Annotated in this window: 15 protein-coding genes; 5 read left to right on the top strand and 10 right to left on the bottom strand. The window is 41.4% G+C overall.

The window, feature by feature from the left end:
• The first annotated feature begins 66 nt into the window (after positions 1 to 66).
• Genes ACDZ28_RS23825 through ACDZ28_RS23835 form a run of 3 tightly spaced genes read left to right on the top strand, consistent with a single transcriptional unit; the run spans position 67 to position 4,810 of the window.
• Complete coding sequence (locus ACDZ28_RS23825; protein WP_231574270.1) at positions 67 to 879, top strand: carbohydrate ABC transporter permease; 813 nt, start codon at positions 67 to 69, stop codon at positions 877 to 879.
• Complete coding sequence (locus ACDZ28_RS23830; protein WP_042127700.1) at positions 879 to 1,700, top strand: carbohydrate ABC transporter permease; 822 nt, start codon at positions 879 to 881, stop codon at positions 1,698 to 1,700. The genes ACDZ28_RS23825 and ACDZ28_RS23830 overlap by 1 nt, the downstream gene beginning before the upstream one ends.
• Positions 1,701 to 1,738: 38 nt before the next feature.
• Complete coding sequence (locus ACDZ28_RS23835; RefSeq protein ID WP_375102924.1) at positions 1,739 to 4,810, top strand: glycoside hydrolase family 2 TIM barrel-domain containing protein; 3,072 nt, start codon at positions 1,739 to 1,741, stop codon at positions 4,808 to 4,810.
• A gap of 67 nt (positions 4,811 to 4,877) precedes the next feature.
• Here ACDZ28_RS23835 and ACDZ28_RS23840 read toward each other — a convergent pair whose 3' ends face one another.
• The 10 genes from ACDZ28_RS23840 to ACDZ28_RS23885 all read right to left on the bottom strand — a co-directional run bounded on the left by ACDZ28_RS23840 (position 4,878) and on the right by ACDZ28_RS23885 (position 17,858).
• Positions 4,878 to 6,131: an ATP-binding protein gene (locus ACDZ28_RS23840; RefSeq protein ID WP_375102925.1), complete on the bottom strand. Its 1,254-nt coding sequence runs from the start codon at positions 6,129 to 6,131 to the stop codon at positions 4,878 to 4,880.
• 145 nt (positions 6,132 to 6,276) lie between these two features.
• Positions 6,277 to 6,573: a hypothetical protein gene (locus ACDZ28_RS23845; RefSeq protein WP_042127706.1), complete on the bottom strand. Its 297-nt coding sequence runs from the start codon at positions 6,571 to 6,573 to the stop codon at positions 6,277 to 6,279.
• A 270-nt stretch (positions 6,574 to 6,843) separates the two neighbouring features.
• Complete coding sequence (locus ACDZ28_RS23850; protein ID WP_042127708.1) at positions 6,844 to 7,983, bottom strand: Ger(x)C family spore germination protein; 1,140 nt, start codon at positions 7,981 to 7,983, stop codon at positions 6,844 to 6,846.
• On the bottom strand, positions 7,983 to 9,389 hold the full coding sequence (locus ACDZ28_RS23855) for a spore germination protein (protein WP_076121548.1): 1,407 nt from the start codon (positions 9,387 to 9,389) through the stop codon (positions 7,983 to 7,985). Before ACDZ28_RS23855 ends, ACDZ28_RS23850 begins: the two co-directional genes overlap by 1 nt.
• 38 nt (positions 9,390 to 9,427) lie before the next feature.
• Entirely contained in the window at positions 9,428 to 10,522 is a 1,095-nt protein-coding gene (locus ACDZ28_RS23860; RefSeq protein ID WP_076121550.1) for an endospore germination permease, read from the bottom strand.
• Between the two features lie 200 nt (positions 10,523 to 10,722).
• Entirely contained in the window at positions 10,723 to 12,474 is a 1,752-nt protein-coding gene (locus ACDZ28_RS23865) for an ABC transporter substrate-binding protein (RefSeq protein ID WP_375102926.1), read from the bottom strand.
• 76 nt (positions 12,475 to 12,550) lie between these two features.
• Positions 12,551 to 13,453 carry a carbohydrate ABC transporter permease gene (locus ACDZ28_RS23870; protein WP_042127713.1) on the bottom strand — a complete coding sequence of 301 codons (903 nt, stop codon included), beginning with the start codon at positions 13,451 to 13,453 and terminating at the stop codon, positions 12,551 to 12,553.
• 9 nt (positions 13,454 to 13,462) lie between these two features.
• Positions 13,463 to 14,419: a sugar ABC transporter permease gene (locus ACDZ28_RS23875; RefSeq protein ID WP_042127715.1), complete on the bottom strand. Its 957-nt coding sequence runs from the start codon at positions 14,417 to 14,419 to the stop codon at positions 13,463 to 13,465.
• A gap of 129 nt (positions 14,420 to 14,548) precedes the next feature.
• Positions 14,549 to 16,102: a response regulator gene (locus tag ACDZ28_RS23880; protein ID WP_375102927.1), complete on the bottom strand. Its 1,554-nt coding sequence runs from the start codon at positions 16,100 to 16,102 to the stop codon at positions 14,549 to 14,551.
• A complete protein-coding gene (locus ACDZ28_RS23885; RefSeq protein WP_375102928.1) occupies positions 16,095 to 17,858 on the bottom strand; it encodes a sensor histidine kinase in 1,764 nt (587 codons plus the stop codon). Before ACDZ28_RS23885 ends, ACDZ28_RS23880 begins: the two co-directional genes overlap by 8 nt.
• 384 nt (positions 17,859 to 18,242) lie before the next feature.
• On the opposite strand from ACDZ28_RS23885, the gene ACDZ28_RS23890 reads away from it, so the two are divergent.
• Positions 18,243 to 18,512: an ArsR/SmtB family transcription factor gene (locus ACDZ28_RS23890; protein ID WP_375105402.1), complete on the top strand. Its 270-nt coding sequence runs from the start codon at positions 18,243 to 18,245 to the stop codon at positions 18,510 to 18,512.
• Between the two features lie 6 nt (positions 18,513 to 18,518).
• Complete coding sequence (locus tag ACDZ28_RS23895) at positions 18,519 to 19,112, top strand: NAD-dependent epimerase/dehydratase family protein (RefSeq protein ID WP_375102929.1); 594 nt, start codon at positions 18,519 to 18,521, stop codon at positions 19,110 to 19,112.
• Positions 19,113 to 19,442: the final 330 nt, after the last annotated feature.

Raw genomic sequence — 19,442 nt, forward strand, 5'->3', positions numbered from 1 at the left:
AAGAGCTCTAAGGGTCAACGGCGAATCCATCTAACAGGCTGGTTATTCGTTCTTGTGCCGGTCATAATGATCAGTATTTTCTATTTTTACCCAATGATTCAAGCTTTAATTTTATCTTTCAAAACAGGCAGAGGAAACAACCTTCATTTTACCGGTTTTGATAACTATATTCGACTGTTTAGCGACACCACTTTTCTTACAGCCGTCAAGAACACTTTCATTTACTTGATTATTCAAGTCCCAGTCATGCTGGTGCTGGCGCTCTTTATCGCCGTACTCCTCAATGACGAAAGACTGAAATTTAAAGGGTTTTTCAGAACGGCCATATTTCTGCCCACGGTAACCTCACTTGTAGCGTACTCCGTTGTTTTCAAATACATGTTTGGAGCCGAAGGCATCATCAATAAATTTCTAGTGAATCTGCATCTAATTAGCGAGCCGATTCAATGGATTACTGACCCCTTCTGGGCCAAAGTTACGATCATCATTGCCATCACTTGGCGCTTTACTGGCTATAATATGATTTTCTATTTGTCATCATTGCAAAATGTCGATAAATCAATTTATGAGGCTGCTCATATCGATGGTGCAAATGCATTTACACAATTTTTCAAAATTACAGTCCCACTATTGAAGCCGATCATCTTGTTTACGACGATAACATCGACCATTGGAACACTTCAGTTGTTTGATGAGGTGGTTAACATCACGAAGGGTGGACCGGGCAATGCAACCATGTCGATTTCCCAATATATTTATAACCTGTCCTTTGAATACACACCTAACTTTGGATATGCTGCAACCGTCTCCTATTCGATTGTTGTAATGGTGCTCATTCTGACGCTTATTCAGAACAAAGTAGGAGGGGATAAGAGATAATGAAAACCAAACGCATGTTTACTTACTTGTTTCTAATCATCGCTGCGCTGATCTCTATCTTTCCATTTATCTGGATGGTAATAAGCGCCACGAACCAGTCGGTTGATGTAACAAAAGGGACAATGTTGCCAGGTGCACATCTAGTTGAAAATATAAACAATCTATTTAGTTCAGTGGATATGTGGCAGGCTCTTTGGAACTCCGCAAAAATCTCTGTAGTGACTACTGTGCTTTCACTGCTAGTAGCATCGGCGGCTGGATATGGTTTTGAAATGTACCGCAGCCGGAGTAAAGATATCGTATTCAATATTTTACTTGCTTCAATGATGATTCCATTTGCGGCGATCATGGTACCTCTATTTCAAATGTTCGCAAAAGTATCAAGTGTAGTGCCATTTCTTGGTATCGATACAGCAGGTGCAGTCATTCTTCCGACATTTACAACAGCATTCCTAATTTTTTTCTTTCGTCAAAATACAAAAATGTTTCCTAAGGATATGATGGAGGCTGGGCGCATCGATGGTCTTTCGGAATTTGGTTTGTTCTTCCGGATTTATATGCCAACGATGAAATCAACTTACGCCGCCGCTGCGATTATCACATTTCTAAACAGCTGGAACAATTATCTATGGCCTTTGATCGTATTACAATCACCAAAAAATATGACTGTGCCCCTTCTTATCTCGAATCTTGGATCGGGTTATGCCCCTGACTATGGTCTGATCATGTCTGCGATTGTCATTACGACACTGCCGACTGCTCTTGTATTCTTCATGATGCAAAAGCAATTTGTGGCTGGGATGACGGGTTCAGTTAAATAACTTAGCGATTATTTTAAAAGCAGAAGGAGGACAATGAAATGAAGCAGCAGGTTGAACGGGGCGTCGCTCCAAGTCTGGAATGGTTATCAGACCCTTCCATTTATGCCGTTGGCAGAATATATGCTCACTCCGATCATCGATATTACGAAACGAAACTTGAAGCCGAAGCGCTTGGCGAAATGCCCTTTCGTTATAGTCTGAACGGAAGTTGGAAATTTAGTTACGCCCATAATCCCATGGAACGACAGGTGGATTTTTATAAGGAGAGCGTATCCTGCAGAGGCTGGAAGGATATTGAAGTTCCCGGTCATATCCAACTTCAGGGGTATGGGCAGCCTCAGTATGTGAATACGATGTATCCATGGGACGGTCATGAGCATCTTAGACCTCCGAAGATCTCTGAGGACCACAATCCCGTAGGTAGTTATGTGAAGTATTTTGTAGTTCCTACCGGTTGGGAGCAACGTCCGGTGTATATATCTTTTCAAGGAGTGGAAACGGCTTTCTATGTATGGCTAAATGGGGAATTTGTTGGCTATAGCGAAGATAGCTTTACACCGAGTGAATTTGATCTGACACCGTACTTGACGGAAGGTGAGAATAAGCTGGCGGTTGAGGTCTATCAGCGCAGCACTGGGAGTTGGCTTGAGGATCAGGACTTCTGGCGCTTTTCGGGAATCTTTCGTGAGGTGTATCTATACACCGTGCCTGATGTTCATGTACGGGATCTACACGTTCAGACCGATCTGGATAATAAGTTTGAACAGGGAACACTAACCGCTGTCATGCAGTTGATAGGTAAGTCTGCTTCAAAAGTACTCCTTGAGCTTAAGGATAGAGCAGGTAATCTTGTGGCTAGCGATGTGAGTGAAGTTTCAGGAGATACCCTTTCGCTTACGCTTGCAGCAACAAAGGTTCAGCTGTGGAGCGCAGAAGATCCTAATTTGTATACTCTCTATGTATCTGTTTACAACGCATCCGGGGATCTTGTGGAAGTCGTGCCGCAAAAAATTGGCTTTCGAAAATTTGAGATGATAGATAAAATTATGCACTTAAACGGCAAACGTATTGTATTTAAAGGCGTCAACCGTCACGAGTTTAATCCACGTTTCGGACGCAGCATTACAAAAGAAGATATGCTATGGGACATAAAAACATTAAAGCAGGCGAACATCAACGCTGTGCGGACATCTCACTATCCGAACATGACATTCTGGTATGAGCTGTGTGATGAATACGGTGTCTATGTCATTGACGAGATGAATTTAGAGTCGCATGGATCATGGCAGAAAATGGGGGCTGTTGAACCGTCTTGGAACATCCCTGGCAATAAGCCTGAATGGCAGGATATTGTGATGGATCGCGCGATTTCCATGGTGGAGAGAGATAAGAACCATCCATCTATTCTAATTTGGTCCTGTGGCAACGAATCTTTTGCAGGAGAAGTAATCCTGAACGTAGCGAATTATTTTCGAGAGAAGGACCCTACTCGTTTGGTTCATTATGAAGGGGTATTCCATAACCGGGACTATGATGATTCGAGCGATATGGAGAGCCGTATGTATGCGAAAGCAGCAGATATCGAAAAGTATTTAAAAGAAGATCCGTTAAAGCCATATATTAGCTGTGAATACATGCATGCGATGGGAAATTCCGTCGGGGGACTACACAAATACACCGAGCTAGAGCAGAAGTATCCAATGTATCAAGGCGGATTCATCTGGGACTACATGGATCAAGTAATTGTGAAAAATGATCGATACGGTAAGCCCTTCATGGCTTATGGAGGAGACTTCGATGATCGTTCAACGGACTACAACTTCTCCGGTAACGGAATTGTGTATGCGGACCGGAGATGGTCTCCGAAAATGCAGGAAGTGAAATTTCTGTATCAGAACGTCAAACTGCACCCGGACAGTCATGGTGTTACCATTAGTAATGAGAACTTATTTGTGGGCTTGGATGCATATGAGTTGAAATACGCTCTGAACTATGAGGGTAGGGTAATCTATCGTGGAACTGCACTTGCCCAGGTTAATCCGTGTGAGGAAAGATATGTAGAAGTTGATCTACCGGATATTAAGAACCAGCCTGGTGAGTATAGCTTGGATGTTTCTCTTGTCCTGAAGGAAGATTTATTATGGGCAAATAGCGGTTATGAAATCGCTTTTGGCCAGCATGTTTTTCAAGTGGGGAATACGTCAGCAGAAGAGTCCCCATCATATGCTAAGATCACACCTGTCGTGAATGATTTTCGCGTGGTTGAAGGGGATGTCAATATTGGGGTGCATGGCCGTGACTTCTCTGTAATGTTCTCAAAGCAGGCGGGTACATTAATCTCCGTCAAATATTCAGGCCGGGAAATGATCTCTTCGCCGCCGGCACCGCTTTTCTGGAGAGCGATGACAGACAATGACAAGGGGGCAGGAATCCATTTCGACTCTTCCCCTTGGTATGCAGCAAGCTTGACCCGTAGAACGTTAAGCTTCGAGCTTTTGGAGGAGAAGGACCGTGCGACAGTAACTTATGTGTATAAGCTTAGTGTATCAGAGGGAGTGCGGGTAAGTGTAACTTACACAGTGTTCTCCGATGGAAGCATAAAGGTGAAATCAAGCTACCATGGAGCAGCGGGTTTACCAAAGCTTCCGATCTTTGCTTTAACCTTTAAGGTTCCGGCGGATTATCACGAGCTGAATTGGTATGCGAATGGGCCGGAAGAAAATTATATCGACCGCTCGTTTGGGGCGAGACTGTGTCGTTTCCAGAATCATGCGGTGGACAATGTGTCCTCCTATTTGGTACCGCAGGAATCGGGCAACCGCACAGGTGTGCGCGAAGTATCCATAACTAACGATCATGGCCAAGGGATTATAATATCGGCACCAGTCACAGCCCCTGTTGAAGCCAATATATCGCCTTATTCGGCAATGGAGCTGGAGAATGCAACGCATCATTATGAGCTGCCGAACGTTCATTATACCGTTGTTACGATTGCCGGACGTCAAATGGGCGTAGGCGGGGATGATAGCTGGGGAGCTCCAGTTCTTGATGAATATCAAATAGATCCTTCGGATGATATGGATTTTGAATTTATAATTCGCAGAGCATAATTTGAGATGAAATAGGTAATCCAAATGCTCGTTTCAACGATAAGGTTGAGGCGAGCGTTTTTTGCATTCAGTCGGATAAAGGAAATGAGAGTATGAATTCAGTTCCTTCTCCTGATTTACTTTGTACAGTGACATCACCGTTCATCGAACGGATTAATTGGTATGAAAGCGTAAGGCCCAATCCCGTTCCTTTGCTTTTAGTTGAAAAATAAATGCTTCCTAGTCGCTCTATTTGCTGGCTGCTCATTCCAACCCCGTTATCAATTATTGTTATTTTTGCATATTTGGATTGCCGCTCGATACGGATGTTTACATTACCTGTTGCCTGAACAGAGCAAGCTTCAATCGCATTTTTAATAAAATTAATGAATAGTTGTTTGATTTCAGTAGGATTTGCAGTTACAAATAGTTTATCTTCCAAATGTTGCACTTCCAAAGATACGTTATTCATGTTGGCGTAAGGCGTTATGATATCTACGATCGAGTATATCTGCTGCACAAGTTCAATTTGCTCTACCATGGAATGATTTGGTTTAGCTATCGATAGATATTCCGAAAGAATAACTTCTGTACGTTTAATCTCTTCGAGGCAAATATCAATATATTTTTGACTTTTTTCTTTAGTAATAGAATCATCCTTCAGTAATTTCAAGAATCCCATAACGGCTGTAAGCGGATTACGGACTTCATGGGCAAGAGAAGCTGCGACATGCGCAATTGTTTCCGATTTTTCACTCTGAAGATACCTCAGATACAATTCCTTGTCAGAAACTGCTTTATTAAAAAGGGAAATCAATATCCAAATTCCGAGGAAATTTTGTACTGGCATAACGAGGATGTTAAACTTTAAATGCTGTATCGTATATTGGTATTCTGTTGCAAACATAGTGCCGATTGGAATGATGGAAAAGCTTATCCCTGCAATAAATGTAATAAGTTTTCGGTATTCGGAACGACGACGGTAAAGACTGGATAACAAGGCAGATAAGGTGAAAGTAATAGAGAGAATAATAATCGCTGAAAATAATCCCTGTCCACCAATAATCAGGCGGTATATTAAAAATTCTATGAGAAGAAAAACTCCAGTAGTTATGCCTCCATACACCATTCCGAAAAACATGATCACGTATCGAATGTCGAATATGATGCCAACTTGTACAGTAGCTGGAAAAGTCATCGACATAAAAAGACAGATCATACAAGTGATCGTGATAAATTGTTTTGAGTAGTTTTCGGCTTTATCACGATAGTAAATGGTATACAGGACAAAAGGGGTTAGGGCAAACAATAATTGCAGCAAAATATCTTTTACATCCAGCATATTAGCCCTCCAACCCAGTCTAAAAAGAATTTAATATACTGTTATTCGTTATAACTATGAATTCCTCCTTCTGAAAAGCTGGTTCATTAAGGATACGAATACGTTAAGATAGATTTTCTGCCAGTCGAACCTAGTAACCAACCCATTATGTTGTATATTTATTGGTGGTTATTGGATGCTGATTTAACATGGGAGACATTATCATGACAAAAACAAGTTTTTTTGGACCCTTAATTTCAATTGCTATACCATAAAAAATATTAAGATTCTTATCGCTCTCATTTACTTCTCTTGCTCTGATGTTCACTTTACCTGGGATATCGACACCATACTTTTTACTTCCTGCAACTAATCTACCTGGTATATCAGCGCAGTTAAGTATGTTGTTAGCAAGTGTTTGGTTATGGGAGAGATATGGAGACTTAGTTGGTGGATATATCATTTTCTATTATTGGCTTCGATGATTGTAATGATTGTCGGATTGGTGAAGCAGTATGCCGTAAGAGGGACGCTTGAAAAAGGCTTTGCGTGCATTATTTACAAATGATCCATTTGAACGAATCACGAATAATACCGCACCAAGTGTAAAAGCACTTATCATTGCGATAGAGAAGAAAGATACAAATACCGTAGGACATATAAGTAAGAGGCTGATGAACCATCTTTAATCATCAAAGTTGTTCATCAGCCTGAACTTGATCCGTCATCAAGTTTACTGAATCTTAGATATACCTCCACTATTAAGATTCACACTGATACTGATCTTGTCGATACTGTTTGAGTCGAGCGGTATAATTCCCTTATCATTTAATTTCTTCCATTCCTTCGGAAGTTCGCGATAGAAAATGCCTGAGAGTCCATATACATCGGCATTAATTTCTAATCCTTTTAAGTAAGTTTCCCTGATCTGGTTATCAATTTCTTTTATAGCTTTAAGTTCAAGCGCACTCCTAGTAAGGTTGGGGTTTAACTCTGGAAGCGTGCCCTGCATAGACACTTTTATATCAAAGGCAGGCTTGCCATTCTTCATCTTAGGATGAATAGAGAATTTGATTTTGCTCATTACGATCACAGCAAGTACTTTTTTTTCATCTTTGATAACTAGTGGCGTTCGTTGTGTCTTTTTTTCAAACCACCGAATGCCTAAAACATCCTTACTCTTTAGATGGCCACGATATTGCTGATTTTGCAGAAAACAGATCCCCGTCATACTAACGTTAGGAGAGGGCACTTTATTACTGGTCCAATCTGGCACGATTTCAAGAAATGGTAATTGAACCGTATCAGCTTCCTCCTTCCATTTCCAAATGAACTTGTACAGATATAATGGTGCGATAATTGAGCTTTGTTCAAAGGTTCGCATGGGACTGTTAAGCTGTGAGTATATCACCGATAAATCGCTGATCGACGCAGTATTTAATACTTTTTCTATAGGTTCTTTGGTCGCCATCGTCCATACAGTATAACGAAACTCATAATATCGATCCCACACGTCCAATACTTGATTGACAACACTTTCCTTCTTTAACGCCGCTTCACTAAATACGATTGTTTTTACATTGCTCCAGACGATTCTTTGCGGACTAGAAGCATACAAATTAAATATCGCGTTATCAAACGAATCACCCTCTGCTTTTCCAGTGAAGGTTTTCTGTTCTTGCGTCTGCCCCGCCTCTTTTTTCGCAATGCCACTAAAGTTAACCATTTGAATGTAAATAACGACTTTGTTATCTACATAATCGACGCCTACTGTGTTCACATAGATCATATGCTCAATTTCCTTTGATCCCCAACAACCCGTTAGAAGTGTGGAGAGCAGGGGGATGACAAGAATGCATCGGATTAATTTCATTATCGATCTCGTCCTTTTTTTGTCGCAGTGTTCGTGAACTTTACCTTGCCCCAAGGCATTCGGAAAATAACCTTATAAAATTCCTTCCAGTGTGGCGGGGATAGAGGGGATAGATAGTAGGTGCCGAAAGAACGTAGATTGACCATAAAGAGAATCAGTGCCAGAAGACATATCATCGTACCAAATAACCCGAGAAAACCACTAAATAAGAGTACGACAATTCTTAACAAGCTAACGATGCCAACTAGTGTCTGATTCACTAAAGTAAAGGTAGCCAGCACAGAAATTGCTATAACGACAATCGTACCTGCACCTGCAATACCCGCACTAATGGCAGCCTGACCGATGATCAAACCTCCTACAACCGACAAGGTCTGACCGTAAGCGGTAGGTAATCTCATCCCAGCTTCGCGAAAAATCTCGAATAAAATGAGCATCACAATCGCTTCAAGGGGAACCGGAAGAGGGACCCCCTGTCTTGAATTCACTAACGTTGCAAGCAGCGTAAAGGGGATTTGATCTTGATGAAACGTACTGAGTGCGATCCAGAATCCCGGTAAAAATAGAGAAAGCATCACTCCGAGTACTCGTAACAATCTTGTGAAAGCAACAAAAATGTTTACCATATGAGCATCTTCCGACGTATTCAACAAAAAGCTAAAACTCACTGGCGCCATAATTACTGTGGGGGAACCATTGGTCATCAGGACAAATTTTCCATGAAGCAATGAATTTACTGCATAATCAGGTCTGCCCGTATATGAGAATAATGGAAATAACGAAAATCCAGTCAGACATTCTTCAAGCTGAGTGCTGCCCACAAGTCCCTTGATTTGAATGCTGTTCAGTCTTGTCTTAATCTCTTGTAGAACATGAGGTTCAATCGTCTCTTTGAGATATAGAAGATGAACTTCAGTGGATGTTTGAGTTCCAATCGTGAATTTTTCTACCGCCAACAATTCAGTCTTGAGTCTTTTTCGAATAAGGGCAATATTGGTAAATGATTCTTCCGTAAAACCATCCTTAGGACCTCTTGTGGACACTTCTGTATTTGGTTCTTCCGGTTGCCGTTTAGGAGGATCAGCCAATTTCACAACATAGGATCGATTCGATGGCGTAAATAGAAGGAACAGATCACCGCTCAGCACAGTGTTTATCATTGATTTTTCAATCTCATTGGATGGAAGGGGTGACATGTGAAACGGAACCTTTTGCTCAAGATCAAGTTCATGCGATGTAAGGATAGATTCCGGGATCTTTTTTAATTCGGGTATGAGGGATTGTTCCACTTTGATTTCGTCGCATAATCCCTGGCAATAAACCAGTTGAACAGCATAATCCAGGTCCGATAAAGAGATCGTCAATTTTTTAATGTCTGAGCTTGAATCAAAAATCCGTGTGATCATATCCTCTAATGTATTGGATTCCTGTTACTTAATCTCTTTCACGATGTTACTTTCCCCTTTCGCTGAGCCAAGCTGATCAAGGCTGCAATAATTACAGAAAAAGCAAGCACCCCCCATAAAGAGAAGGGAAGTACATAGTTAGACAATATGTTCAGAAATAACTGGTCACTGAAAGGAATGGCTGTGAACACTAGAATTGATGCGAAAATGCTGCCAAGTACCAACATTTTTACTTTTCTGCTTTGAATTTGGAATATATCAAGGATAAGAAACATGGATAGGGAAATCCTCAGAAAAGCTCCACTGAACCACTGATAAACGCTAAAAAAGTCTAGATGCTCAATGTATCGTCCAATCGTTAGTAATCTCCATTCTTCATAAGCTGGAAATCTGAGTTTATCCGCTTCATCCGGACCAAATTCAACGATTGCACCAATAACCGGTCCCATGGTCAGTCCTAAGAGAAGGAGAAGCATGACCATATAGGATAGATATGATATTCGTGATTTAATGTGGTGTTGCAGAAAGAAAAGCATAATAACTTCAACAAAGCCTGCTCCTACATACATAGTTCCATTCCAAACTGGCCGCATGCCATTTTCAAGTATCGGTTTTAATAAGGAATAATCTTTATGCGGTATGTTAGAGAACATTATAAAAAAGCCCAATATAATCACAAAAGGCAGCAATACAGCAGCGGTATTCGCGAGGGAATGAATACCTAAATATGCATTGAATACAGAAATCAATAGCAATATGAAAGCGAGTATCAGGATGGGTGTCTCTGGAGAGAAAGTGAGATGCACCCAGTAGATAGTATCTCTGGTTGTAAGCATACATATTATAAACAAATATATACAAGCGACTACTGCAAGCGTTCGACCCACAATGGGATGGTAAGCTTTGGAAAGCCACGCGAAAAGATGCTGCTTTTTGATTTTGGAGCTAGAAATGTGGAGGATAAAAATCCAAACTAACGCACATACAGCCGCAAGCAGAACTGAAATCCATGCGTCACGTTTTGCCGCGTCCAATAAGATGGGAATGATAATGACATGATTCAGAAGGCCTGTACTCAGCATAATAATCATGATGGATTGAATAAACGAAATTTTTGTTTTTATTGTTCTCATCCTCCTAAATAAACCAGACCATTCATCTACCTTATAATGCCATTCTTGGAGATGATCTATACTTCCATAGGTAACCTTCGGGATCTTTCAGGTATAGTGTACGATTTGGAGTAGGGGGTATTAGTTGTATATCTGACTTTTTGTGTTATCGTAAAAAACATTCTGAGCCGTGCGGATATCCGCACGGCTCAGAATGTTTTTTATTTAGAACTCCATAAAGCAACACGATCCTGCACGTATTTGGTGTAGCCTTTTTCCATTTTTTCTACTCCGGCTTTCTCTAGGGCTGCCATGTAGTCGTCCCAGATTTTATCGAAATCTGCCGGTTTCGCTAAAATAGCTTCCGGAATGCGTTTCCATGTAATATCTTTCATTTTGTTACCAAGAATGGAGACCTCATCCTCGCCTGGTAGCGCGATATTCCATGCTGCACCATAGGCTTTTTCAGTAAATTCTTCTTCTTTCGGGAATAAATCCTTCCATGTGGTTGCCTTGTAAGCAGCTAATGTTTCTTTTTCAGCATCGCTATAACCGAGTACAAGCTGTTCGGGGAAGTTTTTAGTGTAATAATTTCCGCTTGCATCTTTAGCGCCATCTCCATAATGAACCATCATATTCCAGTAGAAGCCAATTCCAGATTCCTTAGTGAAGGCTGTATTTTCATTGTTAATACGCTCTTGCACCTCTGCTGGAACAACCCGTTTGCCGTTCTCAAGTACATAATGCTTACCTTCAATTCCCCAGTTATTTAAGATCTGTCCTTCGTCAGAAGCGAGAAAGTCTAGGAATTTAATAGTACGAATTGGGTCCGGGTTTGTGCTGGAGATCGAAATCCCATAACCGCCCATAAATCCAGTAGGCCAGAAGCTGGTTTCTTTAAAATCTTTTGTCAGCGTTACTGGATAGTGGCCATAGGTCTGATCGAATTTACCTGCCGTTTTCAGTGCTTGCTGAGCATCATTATAATCCCAATCTTGGTCAATCAGTCCGAGAACTCGCCCGGTGGCTACTTTAGCTTTGTATTGGTCATACTTTTGCACGAAGCTCTCTTTGTCGAGCAATCCGATGTCATTCATATGGTTCAGCCAGCGGAAATACTCTTTCTCCTCCGGACGACGGAAGTGGTAGATCGCCTCATGGGTCTCTTGATCAATATAATATTCTCCGTCATCTGAACCACCTGTCGTAGCAACAGCAGGGTTAGTCACGGAAATGTACATATGCCAATCATCCGCATTAAGGGATACTCCAATGTTCTTATTACCATTCTCATCGGTTGGATGTTTCTCCAGATAGGCTTTTATTACATTCTCATAATCGGTGACCGTTCTGATTTCAGGATATCCAGCTTCTTTCAAGACGCGATGCTGGAGCTCAAAACCACCGCCGGCTACGAATTTCTTCTCATCAACCGCCGCCCAGGTCGGAATAGCATAGATTGATTGGTCTTCATTCGTGTATTTTGCCCGAGCAAGGTTGTCACCCAGCACACGTTTAATATTAGGGGCATACTTGTCGATTAACTCGGTTAAATCGATGACTGCTCCAGCATCTACAAGTTTCCCAATATCAGCTTTGGCAGAGATGATATCCGGATAATCACCACCAGCAGCGATCAAGGCAATTTTTTGTTGTGGATCACCTACCGCAAATTCTGCATCGAGTGTGACACCTGTTTTCTCTGTAATCACTTTACTGATATCGTCTTTCATGTTGTTCCAGTTCGGATTTGGATCTTCTGCGAAGAAGGAGAGTGTGAGCGGACTCAAATCTTCAGCTTGTGCAGTTGCTTCTGCGGTAGCCTCTGCAGTAGCACTAACTTCATTTTTTGATTTTGTTCCTTCGTTGTTATCTGCTGTTTTGTTGTTTGATCCACTACAACCCGCCAGCACACTAATCAGTAAAGTCAAGACCATCAATATCACATGCGATTTTGCTTTCTTTCTTGTCATGAATAGAAACCCTCCCTTTTTTCTGGTTAAAAATGTAATGTGTATACAGGCGGAGCCTGTTGATACCATAAGCGTACTAGCTTTTTACTGAGCCCAAAGTCATACCTTTGACAAAGTAGCGCTGCAAAAATGGATAGACAATTAGGATTGGCACTGTGACTACGATTGTGATTGCCATTTTGACTGATTCCGGAGAAATTTGTGCCATAACCTCGGTCATATTTCTTCCTCGGAAATTGTCCGCATTAGTTGTCGTACTCTGTATGACTTTCATTAACTCGAACTGCAGGGTAGTCAACGCATCCTTGGAACCATTGTAAAGATACGTATCAATCCATGAATTCCATTGGCCAACGGCGATGAAGAGAGCGATGGTTGCCAGCGCAGGTTTGGTCAGCGGAAGAATAACCCGCCAATAAATCGTGAAGTCATTAGCCCCGTCCAGCTTAGCAGATTCCTGCAGCGCATAGGGTAAGCCGTCGATAAAAGAACGGATGATAAATACATTAAATGCGCTGACGAGACCTGGGAGGACATACACGCCAAAGGTTCCTATCATATGAAGATCTTTGATTAGGATGTAGCCAGGGATGAGACCACCTGAGACATACATCGTAAGCGCTAGAAATGTAGAGACGAACTTTCGGGCTTGGAAGTCCACCCGACTCAGCGTGAAAGCCAACATAGAGGCACTAACCAACCCAAGAATCGTGCCAATCACCGTTCGCAAGATCGAGATTTTGAGTCCAGTCATCAGCCCAGAATAGGCAAAGATCGTCTCATAGTTCTTAAAAGTGAACACACGTGGATAGATCGTAATTCCGCCCTTAATACTGTCTGTAGAGTCGTTAAAAGAAATCGCCAATACGTTTAGAAAAGGATATAGCGTAACTATGGTCACCACGGTAATCGCTACATAGACAACTAAATCAAAGATGCGGTCCGACCAAGATACGGCGGCCAGTTTTTTACTTAGCATAAGGGCCTCCTATATGATGCTTTCCTTAGTTATTTTTTTGAATATCCCGTTGGCGGCAAACAGCAGAATCACACTCACCACAGAATTGAAAATATTAATGGCTGTACCGAAGGAGAACCGACCCATACCGAGACCGTAGTTCAGTGCGTACAGATCCAGCGTCTGAGAGTAATCGCGCACTAGATTATTGCCGAGCAGGAATTGCTTCTCGAATCCGATACTAATTAAATGCCCGATGGAAATGATGAGCAGAATAATGATCGTTGTCTGAATCCCTGGAAGTGTAATGTTACGAACTTGTTGCAAGCGACTTGCACCATCTACCCTCGCTGCTTCATAAAGCTCTGGACCTATGCCTGAGATGGCTGCCAGATAAATGATTGTGTTCCAGCCTGTTTCCTTCCAAACATCCGAAGCCGTGACAATTCCCCAGAAAAAATGACCTTTAGCCATGAATTGTATGGGTTCACTGATTAAATGAAGACTTAGTAGGAGATCGTTTACCGCACCATTATCGGTAGAGAGCATCTTGGTAATAATCCCTGCAGCAACCACCCAAGATACGAAGTGGGGGAGATAGGAGACTGTCTGCACAAATCGTTTCAGCAATTGCAGCCGTAGCTCGTTCAGAAGAATGGCAAATATAATGGGAATGATAAATCCCGCCAACAGGCCCATAATGCTCATAGCGAGCGTATTACGAAGTGCATTAAAGAATTGATCATCCTGGAATAGCTCCCTGAAGTACTGCAAACCGACCCATTTCTGCTCGAAAAAGGATTTACCGGGCTTGTATTTCTGAAAAGCCATTGTCCATCCCCATAAAGGTAAATAATTAAATACAAATGCCCAGAGTACAAATGGGATGGCCATCATATAGAGGTATTTCTGCTGTAAAAAAGTTGGCCAAAAGCGAGAAGCTGGCTTTTTCGACTCCGGTTGTATTTTCGAGGTAATCGCTTTCATTTATGTCCCTCCTTAGATATGCCACTATCATAATCTACTGAAAGTAAAGGAAACACCCGAAAATTTTATATAAAAAACAGGGAGAAATCCGTCATTTTCGTAAGCGATTTCTGAAAGAGAAAACTGATATCAATTATTTCTGCGATAATCGGAGGGTGAGACACCTTCAAACTTCTTGAATTTTTCACGAAAATAATCCACATCGCTGAAGCCTACTTCGTTTGCTACTTGTTGGATTTTATAACCTTTAGTTAGCAGTTCCTTGGCTTTCTCCATACGGACTTTATCTAGATAGCTGTTAAAAGAATAGCCCGTGCTATTTTTAAAGAGTTTACCCAGATAAGCGCTACTGTAACTAAATACATCTGCTAGCGTGTCGAGCTTAAGATTCTTATTATAATGTCGATGTATGAGGTCCAACATCCGCTTTAGGAAGACCTCCATATCGTCCCGAGTTATACCTTTTGCATAATACTCCAGGAGAGTGGAGATATAGCTCTGCAACTGGGGCAGAGAGGTTTGTTTATAGATTTGTTCAATCTGTTCATCCATGTTGCTGTGCAGCGGGCTTAGTTCCTTATATTGGAGAGAGAGTTTGTTAAGCAGATAAGTGACAATACGCACATAACGCGATTTCACGGCCATCTCGGAATAATCGGCACTGATCATTAGTTCTCCTGCTTCTAGAATCAGAGTGAAGAGTAACGCGTTAGTGCCGGTATCCATAGAAAAAAACATTCGTTCCACTACGGATTCCAGCTTATTCTCTATTTCTTCTGGACTCACTGTCAGCCCGTTTTTTATTTTCATGGAATCCGGTCCAATCATCCCCAGCTCGTCGTAGAAAAAGTGCTCCTTCATCCTTGCCAGCGCCGTTTGGTAGGAGACAGGGATATCCTCCAGAGTGTTCACCATATCGCCTGCGGTAATGATACATTCCAGTTCATGCTCGTTTACCACTTGCCGTATATGTTGGACCATTAATTTATGTACAAGCTCTTTCTGAAATGAGGGTTGCAGTAGCACTCCTAAATAAGAATCAAGCAAGAATACTATGCCCCAGTCATGTTCTTCAAAGCTTTTCGCAAGTCTTGCTTTTACGACTGTTGAAGGTCCGTGGTCCGCATTGTCTTGAAGCAGGAGCCTAATTAGAACCACTTGATAAGAATCCCAAAGAAGCCCTGTTTCAACAACGGTTAGCTCCATGTTTGGCGGGGTCTGTGCGCTTCGATCCATTAACAAGGATTGAACAAGCATTTCCCGGTTCCATGCCTTGACTGCAGCATGGTTCTTGCGATTATAATTACGCGCATTCAACTCAATGAACAGCTTCTCCAAGTATAGCTGCAATTCATCTTCGTCTACCGGTTTGAGCAAATAGGTATCAACGCCCAAGGATAACGCACGCTTAGCGTAGTGAAAATCCGCATAACCGCTGAGGATAATAATATGCATTTCTGGATCGAGCGCTCTCAGTTCTTCAACAAGCTCCAAACCATCTCTACCGGGCATGCGGATATCGATGATCATCAGGTCTGGGGAGTAAAGTTCATATTTATGCTTAGCTTCAATGGCATTAGCCGCGGAATCAATGACTTGAAATCCAAGACTCTCCCAGTCCAGCAGAGCTACTAGTCCATCACGGATTGCCTGCTCATCATCCACAATCAACACACTATACATAAGAATCACTCCTTAATGGAATCGCAAAGCTGATTTGCGTCCCGAATCCGATTTGACTTGTTAAGGTCAGCCCAAATTGCGGACCATAGGTCAGCTGCAGCCGCAAATGAATATTGCGCATCCCAATATTATTAGTTTCATAGTCATCATTGTTATCTAACATCTTCCTAATTTCTTGTATTCGTGCTTTTGAAATACCCGTTCCGTTGTCAGATACCTGGACCTTAAGATAACTGTCTTCTAAGCGGATTTCCACCCGGACCATGCCGCCTTCAATTCGATTCTCCAATCCGTGGATGACACAATTCTCTACCAGAGGCTGAATAATCAAAGGTGGAATTTGTAAAGGGTTCGCTTTGGGGTCCACATGGAGCTCATAAGTGAGTCTGTCATCATAGCGGAATTTTTGAATGACTAGGTAACAGTTTACGGTTTCTAACTCGCTTTGCAGACTGATCATTCCATTGCCGACTTCGAGGTTTTTACGCATCATTTTTCCCAGTAGTCGAACAATATGAGAAATATCCGCTTGTCCCCTGACAAGGGCTTTCATACGGATTGATTCTAGGGCATTGAAGAGGAAGTGTGGATTGATCTGGCTGGCCATCATCTTAAATTTGATTTCATTCTGCTTTAGCTGAGTCGCATTTTTCTGCCGATTGGATTCTTGAACCTCGCTCATTAGAGCGTTAATATTCCGAACCATATGATTGAATTGTCTGGCCAGCTGACCGATTTCATCCTTCCCGTCTATAACTAGCGTAGCCCCTAAATTACCCGAAGCGACCTTCGAAATATGTTTGCTAAGATGCAGTATCCTTCCGGTGAGCAGCCGCGAGACATAGTAAATTAAGAGAATAGCCATCATTAATGCCGAAAGAATGACAATAGAAGCTAGAAAGATAATTCGGTTGGGCTCATCAACGATACTTGCTACTGAAAAAATGGAAATGATACGCAGACTGTTCAAGCTCCCTCCAGGTTGCCAGTGATCGATCACCATTTTGAAGGGCTTGCCATCAATCGTTACATCGTGTGGACCTTGCCCGGTAGCGGATAGGGTGGTCAGGTCAATATTCGTCAGTGATTTATCTTGTGTATCTACGCGATTTGAAGCAACGATATTATCGTTCTCATCCATAATAAGCGTTTCAAAGGATTCCTGATTGAGGATAGCATTGAGTTTATTCGAATTCACATTCACGACTAGTACACCGGTGGTTCTCGCCTTAAAAAAATTGACCTTTCGGATTAGACTTAGATAATATTGTCCGTTGCGGTCGTCTTGAATATAATTCCAGCTTACTAATCCCCTTTGGGCTAATGCAGTTTGGTACCAATGCTCTTGCGTAACCTTCTCATTCGTCTGAAGAAACTCCCAATTGTCAAGAACCGTCGGGTTGTCGATATACAAGCGGATGCTGGAAACTTCGTTGTACAAACGGACAAAATCACGGAAATCCGGATAGTTCCAGTAAGCTTCCACAACATCATAGACAGACTCATAATGATGATTGGCCGCCTCTTCCAATCGGCTGTCATTCGATAGACGATAGGCAATATCAAGAGGGATATTGAGCATCTCACCAGTGCGTTTCTTCACCCGGTCCACGTTGGCGGTAATCTGCTCGAGTGCATTAGCCATTGCCATATTCCGTAGTTCATTCGTGAGGAACAACCCAACAATCAGGATTGGAATCAGAACAACACAGCCAAATGAAAGAAATAACTTCGTACTGAGTCTGAGATTATTCATAAGAGTGATGATGCGGGCATACACGAATATGGGCCACCTCCAGCAAAATGTTAGCGTTTACATTAGAGTATATCGTTAAATGAACACTCATTATATGTGATCATTTAGGGATTTATTGTCTTCTATTATGGAGTTTTGGTAGGGGAGATTAGCAACTAGATCAGTTTTTTTGACTATACAATTCAATGGTCTCGATTTTCTTTACCGATGAATTAATCCTAAAAAAAATCATGTACTATAGTTCATAAGATTAAACCATTAAACCAAAGGGGCTGCCTATGGACAGACAAGAACGTTTGAAATCTGGCTGAGGAATTTTGCGAATGCAGTAAAGCTCTAGCAGCCATTGGAGATGAAACCCGTCAATCTATCATTATTGCTTTAATTGAAGGTGAAAGTATAAACGAAAAGGGAATCAGAGTGGGGGAACTGACACAGAGGACTAATTTATCCAGTCCGGCTGTCTCTCATCACTTAAAGATATTAAAAGAAGCCAATTTAATTGGTTATGATCAAGAAGGAACAAAAAAATATTATTATTTGGATGTTCTAAAGAGTGATATTTTCAGACTCAAAAAGTTGTTTGACCATATTGATGAGTTCATCAAGGATTCGCAAGAATCTAATGAAAATACAATAAATGATGAAGGGTGATAAATAATGAAAAATGTAATTCTAATGGGTGGAAGTGGATATATAGGAACACATCTGATGGAAGAATGGTTAAGAATAGACTCTAAGGTTCAGATTATTAGCCTATCTCGGAACGGAAAGCCGGATAAGCTCTTACCTAGCCTGGTGAACCATAAACGTATTAAGTGGATGGCTATTGATATTTTTAATATGGATTCTTATCTTTCAAAGCTTCCTCAAGAAGCATATGCCATCGTTGATTTGGTGGGTACTGCTACAGCAAGCAGCAAGGAAGAATTCGAAAAGCTAAATGTTGAACCTGTAAAAATCATGGTGGAGCTTATGAACAAATTGAACATCCCTAAAGGATGCTATATTTCAGGGCGAATTGGAATGCCGTTTAAGAATAAACCGTTCCTTGAATCCAAGCAAAAGGGTGAGAATTACGCCCAATCGAGTGGCAAGAAAATCGGTATAGTAAAACCGAGTTTAGTATACGGGGATCGTCCTGATGCAGTCGTTATGGTTCCGTTTATAAAAGCCATGGGTCTGTTCAACAAGGATCTTAAACCTATCAAAGTAAATCAACTAGCCGACCAGATTATACAAATATGCAATTGAAATATACACAAAGATACTTATAATCTACTAGGTGAAGTTCCTACTTATGCAGGGGCTTGTTAGGGGCATAATTAATCTGATATATGACAAGTTAAAAGGGGACGCTAAGTTCTCTTTTTTTGTATGTTATTTCTTTATATTTCCATTTTTGACCACAAAAGAACATTACTTTTTGGGGTAAAATCTTTAATTTGAACAGATTAAATTGTATGTAAGCTATGATAAACTTCTATCTGAAACCGCTTACAATTATATAAATGGAAGGATGTGGTGATCTCAGGAATTTTACCAAACAACAAAGAAAACCAAAGACGATTACTTGGAATGCTA

This window comes from Paenibacillus sp. RS8, assembly GCF_041956825.1.
Taxonomy (GTDB): Bacteria; Bacillota; Bacilli; order Paenibacillales; family Paenibacillaceae; genus Paenibacillus_AQ.

Bases quoted from the DNA above. Each gene is read 5' to 3' on its own strand.
- ACDZ28_RS23825 (WP_231574270.1), top strand. From the start codon at position 67: ATGATCAGTATTTTCTATTTTTACCCAATGATTCAAGCTTTAATTTTA.
- ACDZ28_RS23830 (WP_042127700.1), top strand. From the start codon at position 879: ATGAAAACCAAACGCATGTTTACTTACTTGTTTCTAATCATCGCTGCG.
- ACDZ28_RS23835 (WP_375102924.1), top strand. From the start codon at position 1,739: ATGAAGCAGCAGGTTGAACGGGGCGTCGCTCCAAGTCTGGAATGGTTA.
- ACDZ28_RS23840 (WP_375102925.1), bottom strand. From the start codon at position 6,131: ATGCTGGATGTAAAAGATATTTTGCTGCAATTATTGTTTGCCCTAACC.
- ACDZ28_RS23845 (WP_042127706.1), bottom strand. From the start codon at position 6,573: ATGATATATCCACCAACTAAGTCTCCATATCTCTCCCATAACCAAACA.
- ACDZ28_RS23850 (WP_042127708.1), bottom strand. From the start codon at position 7,983: ATGAAATTAATCCGATGCATTCTTGTCATCCCCCTGCTCTCCACACTT.
- ACDZ28_RS23855 (WP_076121548.1), bottom strand. From the start codon at position 9,389: ATGATCACACGGATTTTTGATTCAAGCTCAGACATTAAAAAATTGACG.
- ACDZ28_RS23860 (WP_076121550.1), bottom strand. From the start codon at position 10,522: ATGAGAACAATAAAAACAAAAATTTCGTTTATTCAATCCATCATGATT.
- ACDZ28_RS23865 (WP_375102926.1), bottom strand. From the start codon at position 12,474: ATGACAAGAAAGAAAGCAAAATCGCATGTGATATTGATGGTCTTGACT.
- ACDZ28_RS23870 (WP_042127713.1), bottom strand. From the start codon at position 13,453: ATGCTAAGTAAAAAACTGGCCGCCGTATCTTGGTCGGACCGCATCTTT.
- ACDZ28_RS23875 (WP_042127715.1), bottom strand. From the start codon at position 14,419: ATGAAAGCGATTACCTCGAAAATACAACCGGAGTCGAAAAAGCCAGCT.
- ACDZ28_RS23880 (WP_375102927.1), bottom strand. From the start codon at position 16,102: ATGTATAGTGTGTTGATTGTGGATGATGAGCAGGCAATCCGTGATGGA.
- ACDZ28_RS23885 (WP_375102928.1), bottom strand. From the start codon at position 17,858: ATGAATAATCTCAGACTCAGTACGAAGTTATTTCTTTCATTTGGCTGT.
- ACDZ28_RS23895 (WP_375102929.1), top strand. From the start codon at position 18,519: ATGAAAAATGTAATTCTAATGGGTGGAAGTGGATATATAGGAACACAT.